Here is a 24,047-nt window from a genome sequence, read left to right as displayed (position 1 = left end):
GATGTCAGGAAGAAATTCAGAAGAAACTAAGGGACTGACCCATTTGGGAAGCCAGGGAACTGTTTATGAAACGGATTATAATAAAGGCGTTTTAGAGACCTTTTTAAACAAGCACCCCAATAACGATTACTTTGTAAAATTCAACTGTCCGGAATTTACCAGCCTTTGCCCTATTACCGGACAGCCGGATTTCGCCTCCATAACCATCTCTTACGTTCCAGGGGAACAGATGGTGGAGAGTAAGTCCTTAAAACTTTATTTATTCAGCTTCAGAAATCACGGAGATTTCCATGAGGACTGTATGAATATCATTATGAAAGATTTGATTGCATTAATGCACCCCAAATATATTGAAGTGTGGGGAAAATTCACTCCCAGAGGCGGCATTTCCATTGATCCCTATTGTAACTATGGAAAGCCGGGAACCAGATGGGAAGAGGTGGCATGGGAGCGGCTTAAGTCCCACGATCTTTATCCGGAACGGGTGGACAACCGATAGGATTAACTGCTGTGGTTTAAGATAAATTCCCGTTTGATTAAAAGGAGTCTGTGCAATTGCTTTAAGATGTAAAAGAGTATGGCTCTTGCTTCAAATTCTTCTCTGCTTATGGGGAGCTCATGATCTTTTAATTCCAGCAGTAGTAGATTTAAATCCTTTAACAGTCCCTCCACGGTGTTATCTCTGTGGTAGCCCTGCTCGATTCTTGCTAACAGCTCAGAAATCTCCATTGCTTCTTTTGGAAGACAGGAAATTGACCGGATATTTTCATAAATTTCATAAAGCAGGAGGCTTTGCTGCCTGCGCATTTCAATATAATCAACTTCATAGGTATCTTTTTTGAACAGAGCATTGTTATAATTCGTTAAGGCACAGGCTTTGGCTGAGCGGAGGGCCTTTTGCAGAGACAGAAGGTCCGCCGGTCTGCAGCTGTCTTTGTCCTCCGTATCAAGAAAACAGGACATCTGGCTTAAGGTATCTTTTATGCGGGTATCCACTTCGTCAGAAAGTCTTTTAAATTCATCTTTCCTTCTTCGCAGGTGCAGATTCACTAAAATTCCAACTGTTGTACCGATCAGAAAGAGAGCTGCCTCGTTGGCGACCAGTGCAGCAGTCATAGACCGCTCAGTGAGAAAATGTGTGATGAGTACGGAATCCATGGCTATTGCTTCGCCCCAGTCCGCATAGAAGCACAAAAGAGCGAAGAGAAATAAATATCCCGCAAATGCAGGAAGGGTGAAGCCCAGAATTCCAAAAAGGAAACGGGCGATCAGGAGAGCACACACAAAAGCCAGTGTCCGGTTTCTGGCACTTTTTATGGTTTCTTTCTTTGTATTCTGAATGCTGAGTACTGTAATGATTCCGGCAGTAGCGGAATAACGAAGCCCCAGTTCTCCGGCAATCGCGATGGAGAGCACGGCGGCTACTGCAATTTTTAAACTTTTTATAATGGTATCCTTTTTCATGGCTCCTCCTTTCTGGATTCCTTCCGTTAATATCCCCGTTCTTTCAGCTTATGTATCAGATCTGTATAGAATCCCATCACATCAAAGCCTTCTATGTTCTTACGTGTTAAGTCAATGACATCTCCATGAGAGATTCCTTGTTTTCCTTTTGGTTTCAGTACACCTAAATCCTTTCCCCAAACCATGGAACTGGTAGAAACCAGGCCGTCGTTTTTACCGCCCCCAAGAATCCGGATGATCAGATAACCCAGATTCAAAGGAAACATGGCACTTTTTGCAGAACCCATCTGTGATCCTGTACTTTGACAGTATACACCGGGAGCATCAGTCATAATCCTGTTAAGCCGGGCACATTCCCTGTCAGTTAAATCTCTTAATCCGCTTAAAAAGTCTGGATTGTCATCACCAAGAAGAGTAAACAGGGATTCATATTTTTTCCCGATGAATTTAACAAATTCAGGAGAGATACGGTCAAGAATCCGGCATACATAATTGCAGCCGTAGTGAGGGGTATTGATGGTTGTGATGGATGCGACATACCGGTCCATGCCAAGACAGCTGACGGCATACCGGCTGTCCAGCCCTCCTTTTGAATGGGCGATAATATTTACTTTCTCACAGCCAGTATCTTTAACAATCTTTAAAATGCAGGCTTTGATTTCTGCTGCACATTGTTCCACAGAAGCGGAAGACTGATGGTTGCTGTAAAATATGGTGGCACCGTGCCGGATTAGTTCGTCAGGAATTCGTCCCCAATAGTTAAAGTTTTTCCAGTCTCTGAAAAATATACCGTGAACCATTAATATGGGGTATTTGGTTTTGCATAATTCTTCATCTTTCCATTTTTCGTAGAACTGCTGCTTTTCCATTGAGAAATCATATTCTTTCCGCGATACTTCTATGAAACTGTGAAGCAGAAACAGATTCAATCCCGGAACCCACCAAAACAGCAAGAGTGCAATCCTTTTGAAAAATCCAAGCTGTCCGGAACAGGTAAAGATTCGTATAATACCATTCATAAACAATAAATAAAGTAGAATGGCGCATATGATTCCATTCATAATAAGAAGGCGTGCCGGTGTAGCTGTCCTAAAAATCAGAAATAGATAAATTGCTGTTTCAATCACAAAAGTCACGATTGATGCAAGCACCAGCTCATAACCGCCATGGAGAATTCTAAGTTTTTGCCCCTTGCAGCTGGCATTCGCAGGTATAATATGGCAGTAAAGATAAAAAAACATCAAACCAGTACAGGAGAGTACACGTATCTGTTTGTCTGGCATCATGGGAGACAGCAGCACCAGATTATATAAAAGCATGAGGAAAAAATAACGGATTGTTCGTTCTATGTAAGTCAAAGCATTTCCTCCTTTTTTGACTTAGATTGTACCACATTTTCCCTGATCTGGATAGAGGAGTATGTTCCAGCCTGTCACCGCCGTCCGATTACCGTTTCTAAATAGGTTTTCGGCGTAGTGCCCATTCGTTTTTTGAATACTTTAAAGAAATATGCGTAATCCCAGAAACCGGATTCCGCTGCGATTTTATGAAAGTCCCGTTCGCCAAGCTCCAGCATATCTACGGCGGATGCGATCCGGATGGAGTTTAAATATTCAGTAAAACCCTGACCTGTTTCGTTTTTAAATATAGTGCTTAAATATCCGGCACTGATTCCGATTTCCTCTGCCACACTTTGCAATGAGACAGATCCCCCATAATCCCGGTTGATGTATCCGATTGCAGCTTTTACATAGGAGGAATCACCTGGCATCTGACGCTTAAGTTCCCCGCACATGTTTATAAAGCAGTCAAGGAACCACTGACAAAGCTGGGGCAGAGTATTAAGCTGAATAAAAATCTGATCAGGAGCTGCTTTTCCGGCAATGATTTTTCCCAGATCCAGTTGATTCTTTTTGGAAATCCGGGTGATAATGCTGAGCAGATCCGTGCATTTCATCTGCACGTTGGAGCGGGTCTCTTTCTGGTCAATCATAGTTTGAAACAAATCTTTAATAAGTGTCTCCGTTTTTATAGTCTCTCCCTTTAAAACCAGGGTAAGGAGAGTCTTTTCCATAGAATAATCAAGCCCGGTTAATTCTGATGGCTGGGGAATCAAGTGACTGGAATGAAGAATGGACTGATTTCCGGAGTAGAAAATAAGCTCTGTAGTCTCCAGTGCTTTTGCATAGGAATGTCCGATTCCCGAAATCTGGGGGGAAAGTTCCCCTACACAGAAACTAACGGAAATGTTTAAATAGTTTTTGTAATTGGATGAAAGCTGATGCAGAAGGCTATGAATGGTTTCCTGTCTCTTTGCCTCGCTTGCTTCGTGGGCAAAGGAAAGGAGAATGCAGTAGATTCCCTGTTCCATATGAGTGAGGATACCTGTTGGGTAGTTACTTAAAATTTCATTGCCGATGTTACAGATGGAAAAACTTAAAATGTTTCGTTTCTTCATATTGCTTTCCTGTTCCAGTTTCACATAATCATCAATGGAAAGAATAATGGGAATGACCTGCGTCATATCCAGGCGGATACCAAGGATTTTTAAATTGGCTTCAATTTCTTCTTCCGACAGGAAAAGCTGACCCAGTAAATCTGCCACAAACTTTTCTCTTAAAGCAGATAAGCTGCGGTCAGGAAATGCCTTTGTATCATTTTTTATATTGAGAGTTTTCTTTAAATCTTCCAACAGAGACAAAAGTGATTCTTTGCTCAGCTTATGTTTTAGCATATAATCCAGGGCTCCATTTTTTAAAGCGCCACGCACATAGGTATAATCGTCATAATTACTCAGTGCTATGAAGATAATGTCCGGATACTGTTCCCTCACCCGTTGGCATAGCATCAGTCCATCCATATCCGGCATTTTCATATCTGAAATAATAATGTGGGGTTTCGTCTCATGGATTTTATCGAGAGCAGTTATGCCATCCCCGGCTTCTGCGCATATGGTAAAATCACTGGATAAATCTGTAAACAGCAGCTTTAAATGGTTGCGTACCAGCAGTTCATCATCAACGATTAAAATTCGGAACATAGTGGGATACCTCATTTTCTGTAATAATGGGGAGCAGTATTTCAAACCGGGTAAAAACTCCCGGCTGACTGATAATTTCCATTTCATAATTATTGCCGAAGTACATATGTAAGCGTTCTCTGATGTTGTGGATTCCAATATGTCCTGCATTCTCGTTCTGGTTGTGATTCATGATTTCATGAATTCGTTCATCATCCATTCCAAGACCGTTGTCCTCTACAATAATCTTCAAAAACTCCTCATCAAGCAAATAATCTACAAGCAGAATTCCGCCGGATGCCTTATCTTTTAAACCATGCTTTAAGGAATTCTCAACCAGCGGCTGAACCAGCAGTTTTGGGACCATACAGCTTCTGGCTTCTTCTGAAACACGGATGCGGGATTGAAACGCATTGGTATAACGATAATTTTGTATTTCCAGATAGGATGTTACAAATTCCCCATCTTCCTCTGCTTTCAGAAAAGAACGTCCATCCATGTTAATATGCATGAGAGATGACAGGGACTGTGCAACGTTTCCTATGTTTTCTGCTCCCTGAAGAGAGGAAAGAAATTTGATGGTGTTTAACGTGTTATACAGGAAATGAGGATTCATCTGGAACTGAAGTGCCGAAATCTCTGCCCTGCGTTTGCCTTCTTCCTCCTTTTTCACCTCCAGAAGCAGAAGCTTTATCCGCTTAAGCATAGCCTGGAACTGACTGGACAGTGCGCCGATTTCATCTTTCGTCTGAATGGAAACATTAAAATCCAGATAATCCCCATCAATCTGCTTTACGGCGTTGGCAAGAATACGGATCTGCCTGGTGAGTAAGGTGGTAATGAAAAAAACGGTTCCGATTAACAGGAATAGAAGAATCAGTGTAATCAGGATTATATTGTGCAGAGTACTGGTAAATGCGGTAACGATCTCCTTTTCCGGAATCACACTTAATGTGGTCCAGTTTGTCAGGGAGGAGGTGTGGTACACCACAAGCATCTTTTCCTGTTCCGGGCTCATCATAAGAAAATGGCCTGACGAAGACGAGATATGATTAGTAATTTCAGGAAGAACCTCTTTGTTCAGTTCCATATTCAGCAGATTAAAAGAGGGACAAAAAAGCACCCTGCCGTCATTTCGGTTGATTACATACAAGGACGAGGGGGATGGAGAACTGGTATCAAAGCACTCCTGAAACAAATCGGAGTTGATGTCCGCAATCACAAACCCAATTTTCTTATTGTTATAATCGAAAACCGGTTTCAAAACCGAAAAAGCCATGTCCTTCTGGGTGTTATACCATTGGCTTGGGAAATGGGGCGGTATCAGTACAAGAGATTCTTGGCTGTCTTTGATTAAAGAGATCCAGTTGTTCCGGGCCATGGTTTCATAGGAAGTGGGAATACCGTAAGTAATGGTATTTCCGTTGAAATCACTGAGCATCAGACCATTTAAATTACTTTTGAAGCTGCATAAGCTGATTAAATAATCAGAAGCGATTTTCCGATAGCTGACAATCTCTGCTCCCGTCAAATCGTTTCTTGATAATATGGTCAGGATATTGGCGGAAAGGGAGTTGCTGGAACGGACTGAAGTTAAGGCGGCCACATTAATAATATCCTGTACCTGGTTTTCAAATATAGTATTGGAAACTTCTAACAGGTGTTCGGAATTGTGTATGGCAGTGGAAGCCGCCTCCTGCTTTAACGCCTGATACCAGATTCCCAGTACAAGGAAGGAAAAAAGCAAAAAGACAGCTGTCATGGATAAAATAAATTTATATCGGATACTTCGAAACCGTTTCTTCATGATGCCTCCGTATTTGGTAATCTGTGATAAAATCATCATAGTTTTTCAGGGAATATATGTCAAGTTATATAGAAAAAGTGTAAAAAAATCATATGAAGTGGAAAAAAGTCCAATGCCGTTACCTGGAGATTAATGGTATGATAAGGATAAGAAATAACCGGTTAATTCAAGTGAAAATGAGAGGAAGGATATATAATATGAAAAAGAGTAAAAGATGGATTGCCATGGGACTTTCCATTCTGCTGACTGCCAGTATGGCAGGGTGCGCCAAAACCAATACGGATTCTGTCTCCAGTAAACAAGCGGCTAAGACGGGTGGAGATGTGAAAACCCTCACTGTTTTAATGTACACAGACTGGTACAAGGCGGGCTGGCAGGCACTGGAGCAGTACATCAATGACAATTCTGCGGAACTGGGATTTAAGCTGGAGATATCAAAGATTCAGGGAGGATCTCAGGGAGACCAGGTTTTACAGACTAAATTTGCCACCAATGATCTTCCTGATCTCATTCAGGTATATAAACCCCAGTGGGTAAAATCCTACGCCAACGGTCTTGATAAGCTGGTGGATTTAACCGGACTGGAATGTGTATCGGAATACGATCAGGCAGCTTTAAACGGAACATTTGTCTACGACGGCAAATTATATGCGGTTCCCATTGATTCGGTGGTATTATCCGGAATCTTTTACAATAAAAAAGCATTTGAGAAAGCAGGAGCAGAAATTCCAAAGACCTGGGATGAGTTTCTTGCCGTATGTGAAAAGCTGAAAAAAGCAGGAATCACTCCGGTTTATTATTCCGCAAAAGATGCGTGGAGTGTCCAGCCGCCTGCAATCAGCGGAATCTTAAATGATGCAGCAAAACAGGGAACCGATACGTTTGGTTTAATGGAGCAGATCAATACAAATAAACTGAAATTTGCCGACTGTGAGAACTTTGTTGCGTCCATTCAGCGGACAAAAGACTTAATTGATCTTGGATACGTGAATGAAACCTATTTATCAGATACCGTTGACAATGCCCATCAGGCACTGGCAAACGGGGAGTGCGGTATGTACATCAACGGAACCTGGTGTGCAGATAACATTAATAAGAAGTTTGCTGACAAAATTGATGACATCGGAGCATTTGCAATTCCCACACCAACCGGAGACAACTACATCAATATGTTTACTCCCTATTCCCTTGCCCTGACAACCAACTGCAAGGATCAGGAGTTGGGAAAGAAAGCCTTAAATTTCATTGCTTCCAAACAGGCACAGCAGATTTATGCCGATGCACAGCCTGGCGTTTATTTAAATAAAAACGTAACCAGTGAGATACCTAAGGCAACAGCAGACTTAAAAAAGATTATGGACAGTGGAAAATCCATGACGGACTGGGAAGAAATTAATCAGTATTCCTACGGAAATTTAAGTGAACCACTGTTAAATTACTATACCGGTACATTAAAAGAAGCTAAGGATGTGGCAAAGGCCCTTGATGCTGAGACAGAGCGTAACGCAAAGGCACAGGGTGATGCCAACTGGAAATAAGGATGAAATTATGAATTCATTAAAATGCAGGAGATACTCCTATACCCTGGCGATTCCGGGACTGGTCCTTTATCTGATCTTCTTTATTATTCCCGCCGTACTGGGCCTTGTTCTGTCGTTTGTCAGAATACTGGGATTTGATTTGTCCTCAGCCCGTTTCGGCGGACTGGAAAATTATATTGATGTTTTTACCCAGCCCAATATGAGAAGGGCAATTGCAAATTCGTTTATTTTTGCAGTAATTACTACTGTTTTTAAAATGGGAATCGGATTGTCACTTGCAGTCGCATTAAACCGCAGGCTGGCGTTTACCAATGCACTGAGAACCATATTTTTCTTACCGGCTGTGATTAACACGGTTGCAGTAGGACTGATTTTTTCCTCTCTGATGCATCCGTCAAATGGTCTAATTAACGCCTCCCTTCGTGCCGCCGGTCTTTCTGCCTTAACAAAATCCTGGCTGGCAGACCCACATATTGCAATCTTTTCTGTATGCGCTATTGAGATATGGAAATGGTCCGGCTTCACCATGGTGATACTGCTCTCAGGTATGCAGACCATAGGAAAGGATTTTTACGAGGCGGCTGAGATTGATGGAGCTGGAGAGTTCACTAAATTTCGTTATATCACCTTTCCTCTTCTCTTACCGGCATTTAACAACGCTCTGATCTTAAGTATTATCGGAGGCTTAAAAGTGTTTGATCTGATTCAGGCAACCACTCAGGGAGGCCCTGGCTCAGCAACGGAAGTATTTGGAACCCTGATCTATAAGTCCTTTGGTGCGGGAAGATTTGGAGAAGGGTGTGCAGCCAGTATGATTCTGGCTTTGGTGATAGCAGGAATTGCACTTCCAACTTACCGTTATATAGCGGGTAAGGAGGTGGAGATGTGAAAAAAAACAGATTGTTTACAAGTATTCTCAATCTGGTGCTGTGGCTGTGTGCATTTCTCATTCTGATTCCGGTATACATGGTGATTATGAATTCCTTTAAAAATCAGTCAGAAGCGGCTAAGATGAATATGATGCTTCCCACCCAGTGGCAGATTTTAAAAAACTATCACGACATGATAAAAGAGGGAGGAATATTGCGGGGATTTGTCAACAGCACCGTGATAACCGTAATCTGTGTTTTATTTCTGATCTTTATATGCTCTACGATGGCATTTGTATTGGAGAGAAGAAAAACAGTATTATCACGCATGGTGAATATGACGGTGATTTTCGGGCTGGTACTCCCTCTTCAGATCATACCTACTTATTTTGTTTGTAATTTTCTTCACCTGACACACGAGACAGCAGCAGTCTTTGTACTGATTGCAGCCAATATGTCTTTTACTGTTTTTTTATACACAGGGTTTATAAAAAGTATTCCACAGGAGATTGATGAATCTGCCTGGATCGACGGAGCAGGTCAGACAGAGCTTTTTTTCAGAATTATATTTCCACTGCTTCAGCCTGTTACCATTACGGCAGTCATCATTAATTTTATGGCTGTGTGGAATGATTTTGGAATATCCATTTACTTCTTAAATAGTGCAAAAAATTACACATTGCCTTTAACCGTTTATAATTTCTTTGGAAATCACAGTTCAGACTGGCAGCTGGTCTTTGCGAATGTAGTGTTATCCACCCTTCCTGTGGCAGCAGTTTATTTACTTCTTCAAAAATATATTATACCAGGCATGACCTCCGGAGCTGTGAAAGGCTAATTAGTACTGAATAATCCGGGAGAATATTGAAACACTAAAAACGAACGGTCATGTTTAGAAGGAGGCGAATAACAATGTTAGAAAATAAGACAAAAGGTGCTGGAGCTGATCTGGCCATGATGGCTCTTGATGATATCCCATCACCCAAGGCAGATGCAAAGGAAATTGTTGCGCTGGTAAAAGAAAGCGGCCGGGTAACCGGATACCAGTTATCTGATGGCAGAACACTGAATAAAGAAGAAGGTGTCATGCTTGCCAGACAGGGTGAGATAAAGGGTGTCGGTGTGGCTTCCAGAAACGGTAACGAGTATTTAAAATCACTTCCTGACGGAACAGAGAATAATAATTTAAGTAATCTGCCATCTGTAAAAAATTAAATGAAAGTTAGAAAAAAGGTTCAGTCCTCATGGGGGCTTGGACCTTTTTTCGTTTGGGTGTTAAAAATCTGAAAGGAAACAAAATACATATTGACACAGGAACTATAGAAGAGTAGAATGATGAACGTTGGTAAATGTTAATAGTATTAAGTAATTAAAAGGGGATAGAAAATTTTGTTGGATGAAAAAGAAAAATACATAAAAAAGGTAAAAACCCACCTGGCTGTCATGATGGGGAAAGGGAGAAAAGTGGATAAAATCCTGCTGTCCCAGGGACTGACCCGTCTTGAACTGTTTGCGATTCAGCAGATATATGAAGCAACTAACACAGATCAGGAACAAAAGGGCATTTATGTATCGGCACTGGCTAAAAAAATGGATATTGTCTTACCTTCCGCATCACGTACTTTAAATTCTCTGGAAAAGCGGGGACTGATATCCAGGGAGATTGATCCCGATAACAGAAGGAATATTTGTGTCATGCTTACGGAAAAGGGATATATCGTAAGAAAAAAGTGCCTGGAGAAAGTGAATCTGCTGGTGGGAAGAGTTGTGGAAGGCATGGGAATGGAAGATATGGATCAGCTGATCACATTGTGGAACCGCTTTATTGATCAGATGGAACGTGCAGTGAATGATATGACGGAAGAAATTGACGAAACGACAGATTGATGAAACAGAAAAGAGGGAACTGACTTGAAGGTATTTTTCCGATATTTCAAACCCCATCTGATATCCTTAGCAGCGGTCATGCTGCTGCTATTCGGGCAGGCTGCCTGTGATTTATCCCTTCCGGATTATATGTCTGATATCGTAAACAAAGGTATCACTTCGGGAGACACGATGTACATAGTCAAAGCCGGATTTCAAATGATGGGAATCGCCTTTTTAAGCGCGTTCTGCACCGTAATCGTGGGACTGATCGGTGCGAGAATGGCAGCAGGCATCTGCCGTAATTTAAGGCAGGATGTATTTACCAGAATTGAGAGTTTTTCCAGTGCGGAGATGGAGAAATATTCCACTTCTTCGTTAATCACCAGAACCACCAATGATATTACCCAGATCCAGCAGCTGATTGTTATGCTGATCCGTATCGTGTTTTATGCACCCATACTTGGAGTCGGTGGTGTCATTCATGCCCTGGAAAAGGATAAATCAATGTCCTGGATTATCGCCTTATCTGTGGGATTACTGCTTGTGATGATTTTTTCCATGATGATGGTGGTGATGCCCAGGTTTCAGTATGTTCAGAAGTTAATCGACCGGCTGAACCTCGTAGTCAGGGAAAGCCTTGACGGAACTCTGGTCATTCGTGCATTTAATACCCAGAGATTTGAGGAAAAGCGGTTTGATAAGGTAAATGCCAGGCTGACAGACACAAATTTATTTGTTAACAGAGTCACCTCTGGCATGATGCCGGCCATGATGCTTATCATGAATCTGACCAACTTATTAATCGTCTGGGTTGGATCAAAGGCAGTATCCAGCTTTAAGATGAAGGTAGGAGACATGATGGCATATATGCAGTATGCCATGCAGATCATTATGGCTTTTTTAATGATGGCAATGATGTTTATCATGATTCCAAGAGCCATTGTATCCATAAAGAGAGTGGTTGAAATACTGACGACTGATTCAACCATCACAGATCCCAAGGAAGCTGCAGTTATCTTAGAAACACCCAAAGGGACTGTGGAATACCGGGGAGTATCCTTTCAGTATCCCGATGCCGATGAAGCGGTTCTTCACGATATTACGTTTACGGCACTGCCAGGTCAGACAACTGCTTTTATCGGAGCAACCGGAAGCGGAAAAAGCACACTGGTCAACTTACTTCCCCGTTTTTACGATGTGACAGGGGGAGAAATCTTAATTGACGGCATTGATATCAGAAACTGGCCGTTAAAAAAGCTGAGAGACATGATTGGATTTGTGCCTCAGAAGGGAATCTTATTTTCCGGAACAATCGAGAGCAATTTAAAATATGGTGACAGAGAGGCCAGCAAAGAAGTGGTGGAGGAAGCCGCCAAAACTGCTCAGGCAGAGGAATTTATAGACTCCAAGCCCGAGGGCTTTTTAACAGAAATTGCCCAGGGAGGCCAGAACGTATCAGGCGGTCAGAAGCAGCGTCTTTCCATTGCAAGAGCACTGGTTAAACGAGCGCCGGTTAATGTATTTGACGACAGCTTTTCCGCTCTGGACTTTAAGACAGATGCAAAGCTCCGGGCTGCGCTGAAAGATAAAACAAAAGACAGCGTCACCATTTTAGTGGCACAGCGAATCAGTACCATTATGAATGCGGATCAGATTATTGTTCTGGATCAGGGCAGAATTGCCGGAAAAGGGCCACACCGGGAGCTGATGAAAACCTGTGAAGTATACCGGGAAATCGCGCTGTCACAGCTGAGTGAGGAGGAACTGAAATGAGTGAAGAAAAATCCTCAGGCGGACCCATGGGCCGGGGCGGCGGACTTGGCCAGAAGACTGAAAAAGCAAAGAATTTTAAAGGCACTATGCTCCACCTTGCCGGGTATCTGAAACACTACAAGGTTTCCGTCATTGTTGTAATCCTGTTTGCGTGCTGTTCCTCTATATTTTCCATTGTAGGACCTAAGGTATTAGGAAAAGCGACCACCAAGCTGTTTGAAGGCCTGATGGCATGGGCCATGGGAACCGGATTACTTACAGATTTCCGTTATATCAGAAACCGGCTGCTGCTCTTAGTTGTCCTGTATCTTGTATCGGCTCTCTTTTCTTATCTGCAGAGTTACATTATGTCAGGGGTCAGTATGAAGATCACCTATGAGCTGAGAAAAAACATATCGGAAAAGATGAACCGCCTTCCGTTAAATTATTACGATACCAGAACTCATGGAGAGATTCTTTCAAGAATTACCAACGATGTGGATACGGTAAGCCAGACATTAAATCAGTCTCTGACCCAGATGATTACATCGGTGACCACCTTAATCGGTATCGTAGCCATGATGCTTTCCATCAGCGTACGAATGACTCTGGTGGCAGTTTTGGTATTGTTTATATCCATGGGATTAATCGTTACCGTAGTGAAAAAGTCCCAGAAATATTTTTCCCAGCAGCAGAAAAGCCTTGGAAATTTAAATGGTCATATTGAAGAAATATATGCAGGTCATAACGTGGTCCAGATTTTTAACGGAGAGAAAGAAGCCATTGAGAAATTCCGGCTGATCAACGATAAACTCTATGGATCTGCGTGGAAATCCCAGTTTTTATCGGGAATGATGATGCCCATCATGTCTTTTGTGGGTAATCTTGGATTTGTGTGTGTCTGTCTGTTAGGCGGATATTTAACGGTGAAAAAGGTAATTGAGATCGGTGATGTTCAGGCGTTTATCCAGTACATGAGATCCTTCATGCAGCCAATCTCCCAGATTGCCAACGTTTCCAATACTCTGCAGTCAACAGCTGCGGCGGCAGAGCGTGTATTTGAGTTCTTAGATGAAGAAGATGAAGTCAGTGAGACAGAAAGCCCTATCGTACTGTCTGAGGTTCATGGAAATGTGGAATTTAAAAATGTCTGTTTTGGTTATCAGCCGGACACCATGATTATCAATCATTTTTCTTCCAATGTAGAGGCAGGGCAGACGGTTGCCATTGTAGGTCCTACAGGAGCCGGAAAAACTACCATAGTCAAGCTTCTCATGCGCTTTTACGAGCTTAATTCCGGTCAGATCCTGATTGACGGCCATGACAGTCTTACATTTACCAGAAGAGATTTACGTGCCATGTTCGGCATGGTGCTTCAGGATACCTGGCTTTACAACGCCACGGTAATGGATAACATCCGCTACGGAAATTTTGATAAGACAGATGAAGAAGTGATAGCGGCGGCAAAAGCGGCTCATTGCGATGAATTTATACGAACTCTGCCGGGAGGTTATCATATGGTGATTAATGAAGAATCCAGTAACTTATCCCAGGGGCAGAAACAGCTGCTAACCATTGCAAGAACCATTCTGGCAGACCCCAAAATCCTGATTCTTGATGAAGCAACCAGTTCCATTGATACAAGGACCGAGGTCTTTATCCAGAGAGCCATGGATAAATTAATGAATAACAGAACCAGCTTTGTCATTGCCCATCGTCTTTCCACCATCCGGGATGCGGATATGATTCTGGTTATGAAGGATGGCGATATCATAGAACAGGGAAATCACGAAACATTGCTTGAAAAGAAAGGATTCTATTCCGATCTGTATCACAGCCAGTTTGCAGAACAATCATAGCGGAGGATAATGATATGCAGGAAAACAAACACATCAATATTGAAGATCAGGAGATCAGTAAGGGAACAGGAAAACTGAAAAAAGTACTCATCCCGCTTTTGCTGGCAGTCATTCTTTTGGGAGGAGCAGCTGCAGGATATTTCTATTACGTAAGCACAAATTATTTTAAAACTGACAATGCCAGAGTGACAGCAAAGCTGTATTCGGTAAAAGCCGTAGCAAATGGAAAGCTTTTATCCTGGGAAGTAGAAAATGGAGATCTGGTGGAACAGGATCAGGTACTTGGACGTGAGGAAACCCTTCCTTATATCACATCCCCCATAACCGGAACCGTAGTAAAAAATGAGGGAGCTGCCAATCAGGCAGTTGCCATGGGCTCTGAACTGGCAGTGGTGGCAGACACCTCAGATCTTTATATCGGGGTAAATGTAGAAGAGACAGACATTATGAAGATAAAGCTGGGACAGAAAGTGGATATTAAGCTGGATGCCTATCCCGGAAAACTGTTTAAGGGGCAGGTAATCGAGATCGATCCTGCAACCCAGACTTATTTTTCAGGAGGAACCAGTTTTACCACCAGTGGCGACTATACAAAGGTGACACAGCTGATACCGATTAAGGTAGCGATTGAAAATCAGCAGAATCTTCCTCTTGTTTTTGGAATGAATGCTTCTGTGAAAATTCATTTAAAATAAAAGTCTGAGAAGGAGAAAACGGATGAAGAAGATAACAGCAGTTTTAATGGTAACAGCAATGCTTTCGTCGGCTCTTGCAGGCTGTGCGGGAGCTGGAAAACAGACAGAAGTAACGGTTGCTGCAGCAAAAGAAGGAAAAGATTTATCTGCTATGGTATGGCAGGGAACAGTAGAGGCTTTAAGCAGCGTTGATATCATTCCCGTTGCAAGCGGTAAGGTGACCCAGATCTTAGCCAAAGAAGGCGACCATGTGGAAGCGGGTGCTCCCTTGTTTCAGATCGACAATCAGGATGCCAGTCTGCAGTTAGAGCAGGCAAAAGCCAGCTTCCAGTCAGCCCAGGCTTCTTATGACAGCGCACAAAAAGCAAATCAGTTAAACAGTGTGGTTAAGCCGGCCCAGATCACATTCACCACAGCAAGTAATAATTTTAACCGGATAAAAGTCCTTTATGAAAGCGGTGACGTGTCCCAGGCAGACTATGAGGCAGCTAAGGCCCAGGTGGATGTGGCTCAGGTTCAGCTTCAGGCAGCACAGAACAGCCAGACGACCACCACTGAGGTGACAAAAGCCCAGCTTGAAAGTGCCAGGGCAACCCTTAATATTGCCCAGAAAAGATATGATGACTGTATGGTATCATCACCAATAAAAGGCCTTGTGACAAAAATAAACGTGGAAGCAGGCCAGACGGTTTCACCTCAGATCAAGGCCGCCACTGTTATCGATGACAGCGGTAAAAAAGTGGTAATAAAAGTTGCTGACATGGATATTGACCAGATTAAAACAGGAACAGAGGTACAGGTAAATCTTCAGACTCTTGGGGAGAATTTAAAGGGCAGTATCAGCGATATCTCTGCAGTCAGTGATTCCAGCACCGGGATGTTTCTTGTGACGGTCACTTTGGGGGAGGAGAGTACAAACAGCGCAATCGGTCTTATGGCAGATATCCGGCTTTCCGATAATAAGGAAGAAAATTCCGTCTATATTCCAGCTAAGTCCGTTCAGTCCGATGATTCGGGAACCTATGTGTATAAGGCGGAAGACACCAGTGCGGTGAAAGTTCCGGTTACACTGGGAAAGAAAAAGAATGCATATATAGAAGTGACCCAGGGACTTTCCACCGGTGACCTTGTTATTTTACAGAGCAGTAAACCATTGACAGATGGAGAAAAAATCAGTATATTGACTGTGAAGTAACAGGGTAAAACTGGAAAAGGGGAAATTTAATATGAAGCTATTCTACGCTGAACCGGCGACTAAGTGGGAAGAAACCCTACCAATCGGCAACGGAAGTCTGGGTGCCATGATTTGGGGAAGTATTAAGAGAGAGTGTCTTGGGCTCAATGAGGAGAGTCTCTGGTCAGGTTACCGCCATGACAAAAACAATCATAATGCATTTCCTTATCTGGAACAGTGCCGCAGACTGGTGGAGCAGGAGGAGTACGTACAGGCAGAGGAATTAATCCGCAGTCATATGCTGGGAGAATATAATGAATCCTATCTTCCTCTGGGAAATCTGTACATGGACTTTGATCATGATGGGGAGACTTCGGACTACAATCGTGTTCTGAATCTGGATCAATCAGTAAGCAATGTAAGTTACAAGGCAAACGGAGCAAGTTATTCCAGAGAATACTTTGCAAGCTATCCTGCCAAAGCTGTGTTTATAAAGCTTGATTGTGACAAAAAGGCAATAAATACGCTGATTTCTTTCGAATCCCAGGTACCATTTAAAGCGGATTATGAGAAAGAGGGAATTAAAATCAGCGGAAAATGTCCGGAGCATGTAGACCCTTCCTATATCGATTACAGCAAAAATCCTGTAATCCAGGGAGAAAAAGGAATGGAGTTTCATGCTGGCTTACATCTTCTTTCCTGTGACGGAGAAGTATCCGGTGAAAAAGAAGGGCTTCGCATTAAGGGCGCTTCTACGGTAATACTGGCACTTTATGCAGTGAAAGAGCCTGCATTCGACCATTTGGCATCATATGAAACCTTAAAAGAGCAGCATGTCAGTGATTATAAATCCATTTATGATAAAGCAGAGCTCTACCTTGGAGAGCAGTTAGAGGTTCCCACCAATGAAAGACTGAAACGGCTTCGTGACGGGGAAAAGGACAATGCACTTTACAGTCTCTATTTCCAATATGGAAGATACTTACTGATCAGTTCCTCCAGAGAGGGCAGTCTTCCCGCTAACCTGCAGGGAATCTGGAGCTGGCAGTTAAGAGCTCCCTGGAGCTGTAACTGGACGACCAACATCAACGCGCAGATGAATTACTGGCTTGCACAAAGCTGTAATTTACAGGAGTGCCTGCAGCCTTATTTTGAATTTGTAAAACGGATTTGTGAGGAAGGAAAGAAAACAGCCAAAGTCCATTATCAGTGCCGCGGTTTTGTGCATCACCATAACGCTGATTACTGGTGCAACACCAACCCTGTAGGAATGGCTCATGGAGAAAAAGAGGGAGAACCGGAAAGCGTTACCTGGTCTATGTGGCCCATGGGCGGCGCATGGTTAACCAATGAGCTGTTTAAGCATTATGAATACAATCCGGATGGTGAATTCCTTAAGGAGACAGTGTATCCAATTTTAAAAGAAGCGGCTCTGTTCCTAGTTGACTGGCTGTATCTGTATAACGATCAGTATGTAACCTGTCCATCCACATCGCCTGAGAATAAATATAAAGTTCCAGGCAGCGAAGACAGCACAGTGGCAGTGGCAATGTCAACAGCAATGGATCTGGAAATTATCAGGGAAGTCTTTGGAAACTTTGAAAAAACCTGTGAGATTTTAGGATTAGACGATGAAGTATTACCGGAAATTGCAGAAAGACTAAGCAAGCTCACTCCTTTTAAGATCGGAAGCAAAGGCCAGCTTTTAGAGTGGCATAAGGAATTTGAGGAGCCAGAGCCCGGCCACCGTCATGTTTCCCATTTGTATGGATTGTTTCCGTCTGAGCTGTTTGAAGGAGACGAGGAATTGACAGAGGCATGTAAAACCTCTCTGCTCCTGCGTCTGGCAAACGGCGGCGGATATACCGGCTGGAGTTGTGCCTGGATTATCAACCTCTTCGCTGCACTGGAAGATTCCGAACATGCCTATGAGTATTTAAAGACTCTTCTGACCAGATCTTCTTATGACAATCTCTGGTGTGCTCATCCGCCATTCCAGATTGATGGTAATTTCGGAGGTACTGCCGGAATCGCCAACATGCTGGTACAGGAGCGGGGCGGCAAGGTAAAAATACTTCCGGCTCTTCCTGCTGAGTTTGAGAATGGCTACGTAAGAGGCCTCAGAATCAAAAATGGTAAGACAGTAGATATCAAATGGAGCAATGGAAAATTAGAAGATTATAAAATATATTAAAATGATTCATGAACGCAGTCATTGCCGGTTTATTCCGGTGACGACTGCTTTTTTTGTTGCATAACGGATTTTCATTTTTCTTTCTGGGAACACTTTTTTATGGAAGGAACAAATTTCCATTGCTATCTGTTCCAGGTGTATTGACAAATACATTATAATAAAATACAATAAAGTAAAGTAAATTATAACAAAGTACAATAAAATTCAATAAAGTATAATGAAGAAAATGTTTATGCAATAAGTATTTCATGAAAGAGGAAGATACCATGGAAGAGAGATATTATACCATCGCCCAGGTGGCAGAAAAGCTGAATCTGCATCATAAAACCATACGGACTTTTATAAGCAGCGGCAGACTGAATGCAACGAGAGTGGGAAAGCAATATAGGGTAACACAGGAGGATCTTGATTCATTTGTACAGAGCAGGGAATCAACAGAGCAGAATGAATCATCGGATTCTTTTACAGTACTTAAGCAGCCGGAGATTTTAAGAGGGGGCAGATGCCGTGTATCCTCTGTTATCGATTTGGATGCGATTGCAAAGAATCAGTATATGAGAATATCAAATTTACTTTTGGCAGTTATGAACGGCAGGGATCCGGATTTTCAGGACGCCACCATTAATATGAAATATTACGAAGAAGAGCAGAGAATGAGGATATTTCTCTGGGGTGGTCTGAAGTTTATGCAAGAGATGTTGAATACAGTGGGTATGCTGACTGAGGAGGAGAAAGGGAACGGTGAATAATATGAAAGCGAAAAGCGGATTTCGTAACCAGGAGGGGAAGAAAGAGATTTTAGATTTATATGATTCTTTTATAGAACAGTGGAAATTTCCCCATGAAGAGCAGGTCGTAGAGACCCGTTTTGGTAAGACTCATCTTATTACAGCAGGTGATAAGGAATGTCCGCCTTTGATTCTGCTTCATGGTACAGGGATGAATTCGGCAATGTGGCTGGAAGAAATAAAAAGCTATGCAAAGGAATATCGGGTATATGCCGCAGATATTCCAGGAGAACCGGGTAAAAGTGATGAGAGACAGCAGTCGCTGAAGGGCAAGGCCTATGCGCTCTGGCTTTCTGATGTTTTAGACTCCCTTCAGATAGAGAAGGTAATTTTAATCGGTATCTCACTGGGAGCCTGGCTGGCGGTGAAGTTTTCCATTCATTACCCCGAATATGTGGATAAGCTTGTTTTAATCGCTCCGTCCGGAATTAGTCCGGCTAAAAAATCCTTTCTCTTTACTGCCCTGTATTATGGATTCTTTGGAGAAAAAGGAACAGAGAAACTTTATATAAAAATAAACGGAGGCAGGAAACTGCCTGAGAGAATGCTGGCACTTCAGAAGTTAATAAAGAAAGGCTTCCGCTATCGAAAGGAAGAGATTCCGATTTTTCGTGATGATGAAATTAAGAGATTATCCATGCCTGTAGCTTTATTTGTGGGAGGAAAAGACATCATGCTTCCTTCTTATAAAACTGCGGACAGGCTTCATAAACTGCTTCCCCATTCACAAATTAACGTTTTACCCATGGAGGGTCATTCTATTACCAGGTTATCCCCGGAGATCATGAGTTTTTTAAAAGGAGATTAAGAGTTATGAAGATTGATATCGTTACCCAGAATGGAATTCCCATTGCAGTGATTTCAGGTGAAGAGCTGTTAATTCAAGATGTTGGTTCAGCCCTTGATTTAATGGCGCAGGTAAAATATGAGTCCGGAAGCAGCAGATTCGTGATTTCAAAGGAAGCCATTACAGAAGATTTCTTTTGCCTTAGTACCCGGCTTGCCGGAGAGGTCTTACAGAAGTTTGTAAATTACGGTGTGAAGATGGCAGTGATCGGGGATTTTTCCGGTTATACCAGCAAGCCTCTTAAGGATTTTATCTATGAAAGCAATCACGGTTCAGATTTTTGCTTTGTTTCAGATCTGCAAAAGGGAATTGATAAACTGGCAGCAATGTAAAAAGGAAAGGATCAATGCGAACGATGCACGGATCCTTTTTTATTGCGTAATCCATATAAAATATTTATAGATTCAGGCAAAACAATCAATTTGTTTTCTAATAGAAAACAATATATAATGAAAATATGTTATGAAATTAACAATCATTTTGAAATGTAAAAGGAGAGCGGATCATGTCAGCGAAACACCCAATAACAATCAGTTCCTGGACATTAGGAGATCAGATTTCGTTTGAAGAACGTGTGAAAGCTGCCAAAGAGGCGGGGTATGAAGGAATTGGACTTCGGGCAGAAACCTATGTGGATGCATTGGCAGAGGGATTGCACGACAAGGACATCCTGGGAATTCTTAAAAAGTATCAGATTGCCTGTACGGAAGTGGAATACATTACCTTGTGGGCGGAAGAAAACAGAAGCTACGAGCAGATGTATAAGGAGCAGATCTGTTTCCACATGTGTGATTTATTTCAGGTCAGTCATATTAACTGCGGTCTCATGGAGAATTACTCTGTGGAACATACCGCACAGAAGTTAAAAGAACTTTGCCAGAGGGCAGGGGAACGGATCATCGGCGTGGAACCTATGCCTTACAGCGGGATTCCTGATTTGAAAAAGGCCTGGGCAGTGGTTAAGATGTGCGGTTGTGATAACGCTAAAATCATACTGGACACCTGGCACTGGGTGAGGGCAAACCAGCCCTTTGATCTTTGCGGCGTTCCAGGGGATGCCATTGTATCCATTCAGATTAATGATGTTCATGACAGAGCATATGCTCCTTCCATCTTAAGGGACGAATCCATGCATGACAGACTGGCACCCGGAACCGGTTTTGGCGATACAGCCGGTTTTGTAAAGATGGTAAAGGATGCCGGCGTACTGCCAAAGGCTGTTGGTGTAGAAGTTATTTCAGATTTCTATATTGCAAAGGGGGCAAAAGCTGCTGCTGAGGAGACATATACCGGCGCAGTCAATGTCTTAAAAGAGGTATGGCCTGAACTACTTGACAACTAAAGGGGAGAGATACAGTGAAATTTGAAAATATGTTCACACCGGTTACCATCGGTCCTGTTACGGTTAAAAACCGTTTTGTGGTCCCGCCCATGGGAAATAATTTTGCAAATGGGGACGGAACTCTCAGTGACCGCTCCAGAGATTATTATGAAGCCCGTGCAAAAGGAGGGTTTGGTCTTGTTACCGTAGAGGCAACCGTTATTGATAAGACGGCAAAAGGGGGACCAAGAAAGCCCTGTCTCTATGATGACAGTGTAATACCCAGTTTTAAACTGGTGGCAGATGCCGTTCACGCCTGGGGGGCAAAGATATCCGTTCAGCTTCAGCACGCAGGTCCGGAAGGGAATGCAAAGCTGGCAGGATATCCCATAAAAGCACCAACCGCCATTGCCAGCCATACAGGAAAAGATGTTCCAAAAGAGATAACAGCTAAGGAAATCTACGCTCTCATTGAGGAGTACGGAGATGCTGCGCTTCGGGCTAAAACGGCAGGCTTTGACTGCGTGGAAGTACATATGGCACATGGCTATCTGGTCAGCAGCTTTATATCCCAGAGAACCAATAAACGGGTGGATGAATTCGGTGGAAACTTTGAAAACCGCATGCGTCTGTCCCGGCTGATTTTGGAAAATATCAGGAAAAAAACAGGGGACAGCCTGGGCATTATCTGCAGAATTAACTGCAGTGATGATACACTTGGCGGAATATCCTTACAGGATGCGGCAACAGTAGCTTCATATTTAGAAAACTGTGGCGCTGATGCCATTCATGTATCCAGAGCAGTCCATATCCGTGATGAGTTTATGTGGGCACCAACCTGTATCCATGGAGGCTTTAATGCGGAATATGTTACTGAAATTAAAAAGGCAGTTCAGATTCCGGTTATTATGGTAGGACGTTTTACAGAGCCTTACTATGCAGAACTTATGGTGAAAGAGGGAAGGACCGACCTTGTGGCATTCGGACGTCAGAGTATTGCTGATCCGGAGCTGCCGGTAAAAGCATTTAAGGGAGAAATGGAAAGTCTGACACCGTGTATTGCCTGTCTTCAGGGCTGTGTTGCCAATATGTTTCAGGGAAAACCCATCGAATGTCTGGTAAATCCCAGAACAGGCAGAGAATCAGAGCTGGAAGCTGCGGAGGTTAAGAAAAAGGTTCTGGTAATCGGCGGAGGAGTTGGTGGGCTTTATGCTGCATACATTGCCGCACTAAGAGGCCATGAGGTGACTCTCTGCGAAAAGAAAGAAGTGTTAGGAGGCAATATGCGCCTTGCAGCCTATCCTCCTGGAAAAGGTGACATCGTGGGTATGGTGCGAAATTACATCGTACTCTGTCAAAAGGCAAATGTTAAACTTTTAACCGGTATAGAGGTGACAAAGGAGTATATAGAAGAAAATGCTCCAGACGCTGTCATTGTTGCAACCGGTGCCAGCCCTCTTATTCTTCCCATACCAGGAATCAGGGATCTTTCCATTCTCTCAGGAGATGATGTGCTTTCAGGGGAAGCGCAGTGCGGCCAAAAGGTACTGGTGGTAGGCGGCGGAATGGTAGGATCAGAGCTGGCAGCGTTCCTTGGAGAGGCAGAGCATGAGGTCACTGTAATTGAACTGAGGGATAAGATAGGAGCAGATGTAATCAGTGAACACCGGAAATATCTAATGAAGGATTTCAGTGATTACAATATTACTACCATAACTGGTGCAAAAGTCAGTGAATTTCATAAAGACGGAGTGTCCTATACACTAGAAGACGGCACCCAGAATTGCATAAACGGATTTGACTCAGTGGTTCTTGCCATGGGATACCGGAATTATAATCCATTTGGAGAAGATGTTGACAAGCTGGCAAAAGAAGTGTATGTTATCGGTGATGCAGTGAAAGCAAGAAGAGCGCTGGATGCAACAAGAGAAGCATACGAGGCAGCAAAAAATATCTGATAATAAGGAGAGCAAATATGGAAAAGAGAATTTCTGGAAGAACAGGTTTAATGGGATTAATTGGCTCACCGGTAGGACATTCCGGTTCCCCCGCTATGTACAATTACAGCTTTGAAAAGCTGGGACTGGACTATGCATATCTTGCTTTTGACATCAAGGTAGAAGAGGTAGAAAAGGCAGTTGAGGCCGTAAAAACCTTAAAAATGAGAGGCTGTAACGTGACCATGCCCTGCAAAACGGAAGCATTAAAATACATGGATGAGCTGTCTGATGCAGCCCGTATTATCGGCGCTGTCAACACCATCGTAAATGAAGACGGAAAGCTGATCGGGCATATAACAGACGGACAGGGATTTGTAGATAATTTAAGAGATCACGGCGTTGAAATAAAAGATAAGAAGATTACCATATGCGGAGGCGGTGGCGCTGCCACTGCCATACAGGTGCAGTGTGCCTTAGAAGGAGCAAGGGAAATCTCCATTTTTAATATTAAGGATGCATTTTTTGAGAGAACTCTGGAAACAGCAGAAAAAATCAGACAGGAAAGACCTGGCTGTACAGTCAACGTATTTGACATAGCTGATATGGAAACCATGAGAGAAGAAATGAAAACCAGTGACATTTTTGCCAATGCGACGATTGTAGGTATGAAGCCTATGGATAATGAGAGCGTGGTAAAGGATGTAACCATGTTTTACCCGGGTCTGGTAGTGACAGATGCGGTTTATAATCCAAAAGAAACGAAAATGCTTAGAGAAGCCAAAGAAGCAGGCTGTACCTGCATTGACGGACAGGGAATGCTTGTCTGGCAGGGGGCGGCAGCCTTTAAGCTTTATACAGGACAGGAAATGCCTGTGGAAGGTGTAAAGGATCTGCTCTTTCGCTGACAG

21 protein-coding genes are annotated in these 24,047 nt (G+C 43.0%); 17 read left to right on the top strand and 4 right to left on the bottom strand.

What is annotated here, in order from left to right; genetic code table 11:
- Position 1: 1 nt before the first annotated feature.
- A complete protein-coding gene (gene queF, locus ACOAOT_RS12070; protein WP_420217184.1) occupies positions 2 to 499 on the top strand; it encodes a preQ(1) synthase in 498 nt (165 codons plus the stop codon).
- 2 nt (positions 500 to 501) lie between these two features.
- On the opposite strand, the gene ACOAOT_RS12065 is transcribed toward queF, so the two are convergent.
- The 4 genes from ACOAOT_RS12065 to ACOAOT_RS12050 form a co-directional block, all read right to left on the bottom strand.
- Positions 502 to 1,464 (bottom strand): aromatic acid exporter family protein, encoded by a 963-nt coding sequence (locus ACOAOT_RS12065; protein ID WP_420217183.1) that lies wholly within the window; start codon positions 1,462 to 1,464, stop codon positions 502 to 504.
- Between the two features lie 26 nt (positions 1,465 to 1,490).
- Entirely contained in the window at positions 1,491 to 2,822 is a 1,332-nt protein-coding gene (locus ACOAOT_RS12060; RefSeq protein ID WP_420217182.1) for an esterase/lipase family protein, read from the bottom strand.
- Between the two features lie 74 nt (positions 2,823 to 2,896).
- Positions 2,897 to 4,504 (bottom strand): response regulator, encoded by a 1,608-nt coding sequence (locus tag ACOAOT_RS12055; protein ID WP_420217181.1) that lies wholly within the window; start codon positions 4,502 to 4,504, stop codon positions 2,897 to 2,899.
- On the bottom strand, positions 4,482 to 6,290 hold the full coding sequence (locus ACOAOT_RS12050) for a sensor histidine kinase (RefSeq protein WP_420217180.1): 1,809 nt from the start codon (positions 6,288 to 6,290) through the stop codon (positions 4,482 to 4,484). Before ACOAOT_RS12050 ends, ACOAOT_RS12055 begins: the two co-directional genes overlap by 23 nt.
- Before the next feature lie 197 nt (positions 6,291 to 6,487).
- Between ACOAOT_RS12050 and ACOAOT_RS12045 the strand changes: the two genes are divergently transcribed.
- The 16 genes from ACOAOT_RS12045 to aroE all read left to right on the top strand — a co-directional run bounded on the left by ACOAOT_RS12045 (position 6,488) and on the right by aroE (position 24,044).
- Positions 6,488 to 7,828 (top strand): ABC transporter substrate-binding protein, encoded by a 1,341-nt coding sequence (locus ACOAOT_RS12045; RefSeq protein WP_420217179.1) that lies wholly within the window; start codon positions 6,488 to 6,490, stop codon positions 7,826 to 7,828.
- A 10-nt stretch (positions 7,829 to 7,838) separates the two neighbouring features.
- Entirely contained in the window at positions 7,839 to 8,720 is an 882-nt protein-coding gene (locus tag ACOAOT_RS12040; protein ID WP_420217178.1) for a carbohydrate ABC transporter permease, read from the top strand.
- Entirely contained in the window at positions 8,717 to 9,538 is an 822-nt protein-coding gene (locus tag ACOAOT_RS12035) for a carbohydrate ABC transporter permease (RefSeq protein WP_420217177.1), read from the top strand. Before ACOAOT_RS12040 ends, ACOAOT_RS12035 begins: the two co-directional genes overlap by 4 nt.
- A 74-nt stretch (positions 9,539 to 9,612) precedes the next feature.
- On the top strand, positions 9,613 to 9,915 hold the full coding sequence (locus ACOAOT_RS12030) for a DUF3892 domain-containing protein (protein ID WP_420217176.1): 303 nt from the start codon (positions 9,613 to 9,615) through the stop codon (positions 9,913 to 9,915).
- A gap of 174 nt (positions 9,916 to 10,089) precedes the next feature.
- Positions 10,090 to 10,587 carry a MarR family winged helix-turn-helix transcriptional regulator gene (locus ACOAOT_RS12025; protein ID WP_420217175.1) on the top strand — a complete coding sequence of 166 codons (498 nt, stop codon included), beginning with the start codon at positions 10,090 to 10,092 and terminating at the stop codon, positions 10,585 to 10,587.
- A gap of 24 nt (positions 10,588 to 10,611) precedes the next feature.
- On the top strand, positions 10,612 to 12,342 hold the full coding sequence (locus tag ACOAOT_RS12020) for an ABC transporter ATP-binding protein (RefSeq protein WP_420217174.1): 1,731 nt from the start codon (positions 10,612 to 10,614) through the stop codon (positions 12,340 to 12,342).
- Complete coding sequence (locus ACOAOT_RS12015) at positions 12,339 to 14,180, top strand: ABC transporter ATP-binding protein (protein ID WP_420217173.1); 1,842 nt, start codon at positions 12,339 to 12,341, stop codon at positions 14,178 to 14,180. The genes ACOAOT_RS12020 and ACOAOT_RS12015 overlap by 4 nt, the downstream gene beginning before the upstream one ends.
- A gap of 14 nt (positions 14,181 to 14,194) precedes the next feature.
- Positions 14,195 to 14,875 (top strand): efflux RND transporter periplasmic adaptor subunit, encoded by a 681-nt coding sequence (locus ACOAOT_RS12010; RefSeq protein ID WP_420217172.1) that lies wholly within the window; start codon positions 14,195 to 14,197, stop codon positions 14,873 to 14,875.
- Between the two features lie 22 nt (positions 14,876 to 14,897).
- Positions 14,898 to 16,070, top strand: coding sequence for an efflux RND transporter periplasmic adaptor subunit (locus ACOAOT_RS12005; protein ID WP_420217171.1), 1,173 nt, complete (start codon positions 14,898 to 14,900; stop codon positions 16,068 to 16,070).
- A gap of 31 nt (positions 16,071 to 16,101) precedes the next feature.
- A complete protein-coding gene (locus tag ACOAOT_RS12000) occupies positions 16,102 to 18,243 on the top strand; it encodes a glycoside hydrolase family 95 protein (RefSeq protein ID WP_420217170.1) in 2,142 nt (713 codons plus the stop codon).
- 266 nt (positions 18,244 to 18,509) lie between these two features.
- Positions 18,510 to 18,992, top strand: coding sequence for a helix-turn-helix domain-containing protein (locus ACOAOT_RS11995; RefSeq protein WP_420217169.1), 483 nt, complete (start codon positions 18,510 to 18,512; stop codon positions 18,990 to 18,992).
- Between the two features lies 1 nt (position 18,993).
- Complete coding sequence (locus ACOAOT_RS11990; RefSeq protein ID WP_420219420.1) at positions 18,994 to 19,839, top strand: alpha/beta fold hydrolase; 846 nt, start codon at positions 18,994 to 18,996, stop codon at positions 19,837 to 19,839.
- A gap of 5 nt (positions 19,840 to 19,844) precedes the next feature.
- Positions 19,845 to 20,210, top strand: a complete 366-nt coding sequence (locus tag ACOAOT_RS11985) for a DUF4180 domain-containing protein (RefSeq protein ID WP_420217168.1) — start codon at positions 19,845 to 19,847, stop codon at positions 20,208 to 20,210.
- A 173-nt stretch (positions 20,211 to 20,383) separates the two neighbouring features.
- Positions 20,384 to 21,220 (top strand): sugar phosphate isomerase/epimerase family protein, encoded by an 837-nt coding sequence (locus ACOAOT_RS11980; RefSeq protein ID WP_420217167.1) that lies wholly within the window; start codon positions 20,384 to 20,386, stop codon positions 21,218 to 21,220.
- A 14-nt stretch (positions 21,221 to 21,234) separates the two neighbouring features.
- The gene (locus tag ACOAOT_RS11975; RefSeq protein ID WP_420217166.1) at positions 21,235 to 23,157 is read left to right on the top strand and encodes an oxidoreductase; all 1,923 of its coding nucleotides are present in this window, start codon (positions 21,235 to 21,237) and stop codon (positions 23,155 to 23,157) included.
- 17 nt (positions 23,158 to 23,174) lie between these two features.
- Entirely contained in the window at positions 23,175 to 24,044 is an 870-nt protein-coding gene (gene aroE, locus ACOAOT_RS11970) for a shikimate dehydrogenase (RefSeq protein ID WP_420217165.1), read from the top strand.
- Positions 24,045 to 24,047 lie beyond the last annotated feature (3 nt).

It is taken from the genome of Lacrimispora struthionigena, from assembly GCF_048627165.1.
GTDB lineage: Bacteria > Bacillota > Clostridia > Lachnospirales > Lachnospiraceae > Lacrimispora.
Note: the sequence above shows the minus strand (reverse complement) of the source record. Positions and strands in the feature narration are given on the sequence as shown.

Bases quoted from the DNA above. Each gene is read 5' to 3' on its own strand.
- queF (WP_420217184.1), top strand. From the start codon at position 2: ATGTCAGGAAGAAATTCAGAAGAAACTAAGGGACTGACCCATTTGGGA.
- ACOAOT_RS12065 (WP_420217183.1), bottom strand. From the start codon at position 1,464: ATGAAAAAGGATACCATTATAAAAAGTTTAAAAATTGCAGTAGCCGCC.
- ACOAOT_RS12055 (WP_420217181.1), bottom strand. From the start codon at position 4,504: ATGTTCCGAATTTTAATCGTTGATGATGAACTGCTGGTACGCAACCAT.
- ACOAOT_RS12050 (WP_420217180.1), bottom strand. From the start codon at position 6,290: ATGAAGAAACGGTTTCGAAGTATCCGATATAAATTTATTTTATCCATG.
- ACOAOT_RS12045 (WP_420217179.1), top strand. From the start codon at position 6,488: ATGAAAAAGAGTAAAAGATGGATTGCCATGGGACTTTCCATTCTGCTG.
- ACOAOT_RS12040 (WP_420217178.1), top strand. From the start codon at position 7,839: ATGAATTCATTAAAATGCAGGAGATACTCCTATACCCTGGCGATTCCG.
- ACOAOT_RS12030 (WP_420217176.1), top strand. From the start codon at position 9,613: ATGTTAGAAAATAAGACAAAAGGTGCTGGAGCTGATCTGGCCATGATG.
- ACOAOT_RS12015 (WP_420217173.1), top strand. From the start codon at position 12,339: ATGAGTGAAGAAAAATCCTCAGGCGGACCCATGGGCCGGGGCGGCGGA.
- ACOAOT_RS12010 (WP_420217172.1), top strand. From the start codon at position 14,195: ATGCAGGAAAACAAACACATCAATATTGAAGATCAGGAGATCAGTAAG.
- ACOAOT_RS12005 (WP_420217171.1), top strand. From the start codon at position 14,898: ATGAAGAAGATAACAGCAGTTTTAATGGTAACAGCAATGCTTTCGTCG.
- ACOAOT_RS12000 (WP_420217170.1), top strand. From the start codon at position 16,102: ATGAAGCTATTCTACGCTGAACCGGCGACTAAGTGGGAAGAAACCCTA.
- ACOAOT_RS11995 (WP_420217169.1), top strand. From the start codon at position 18,510: ATGGAAGAGAGATATTATACCATCGCCCAGGTGGCAGAAAAGCTGAAT.
- ACOAOT_RS11990 (WP_420219420.1), top strand. From the start codon at position 18,994: ATGAAAGCGAAAAGCGGATTTCGTAACCAGGAGGGGAAGAAAGAGATT.
- ACOAOT_RS11985 (WP_420217168.1), top strand. From the start codon at position 19,845: ATGAAGATTGATATCGTTACCCAGAATGGAATTCCCATTGCAGTGATT.
- ACOAOT_RS11980 (WP_420217167.1), top strand. From the start codon at position 20,384: ATGTCAGCGAAACACCCAATAACAATCAGTTCCTGGACATTAGGAGAT.
- aroE (WP_420217165.1), top strand. From the start codon at position 23,175: ATGGAAAAGAGAATTTCTGGAAGAACAGGTTTAATGGGATTAATTGGC.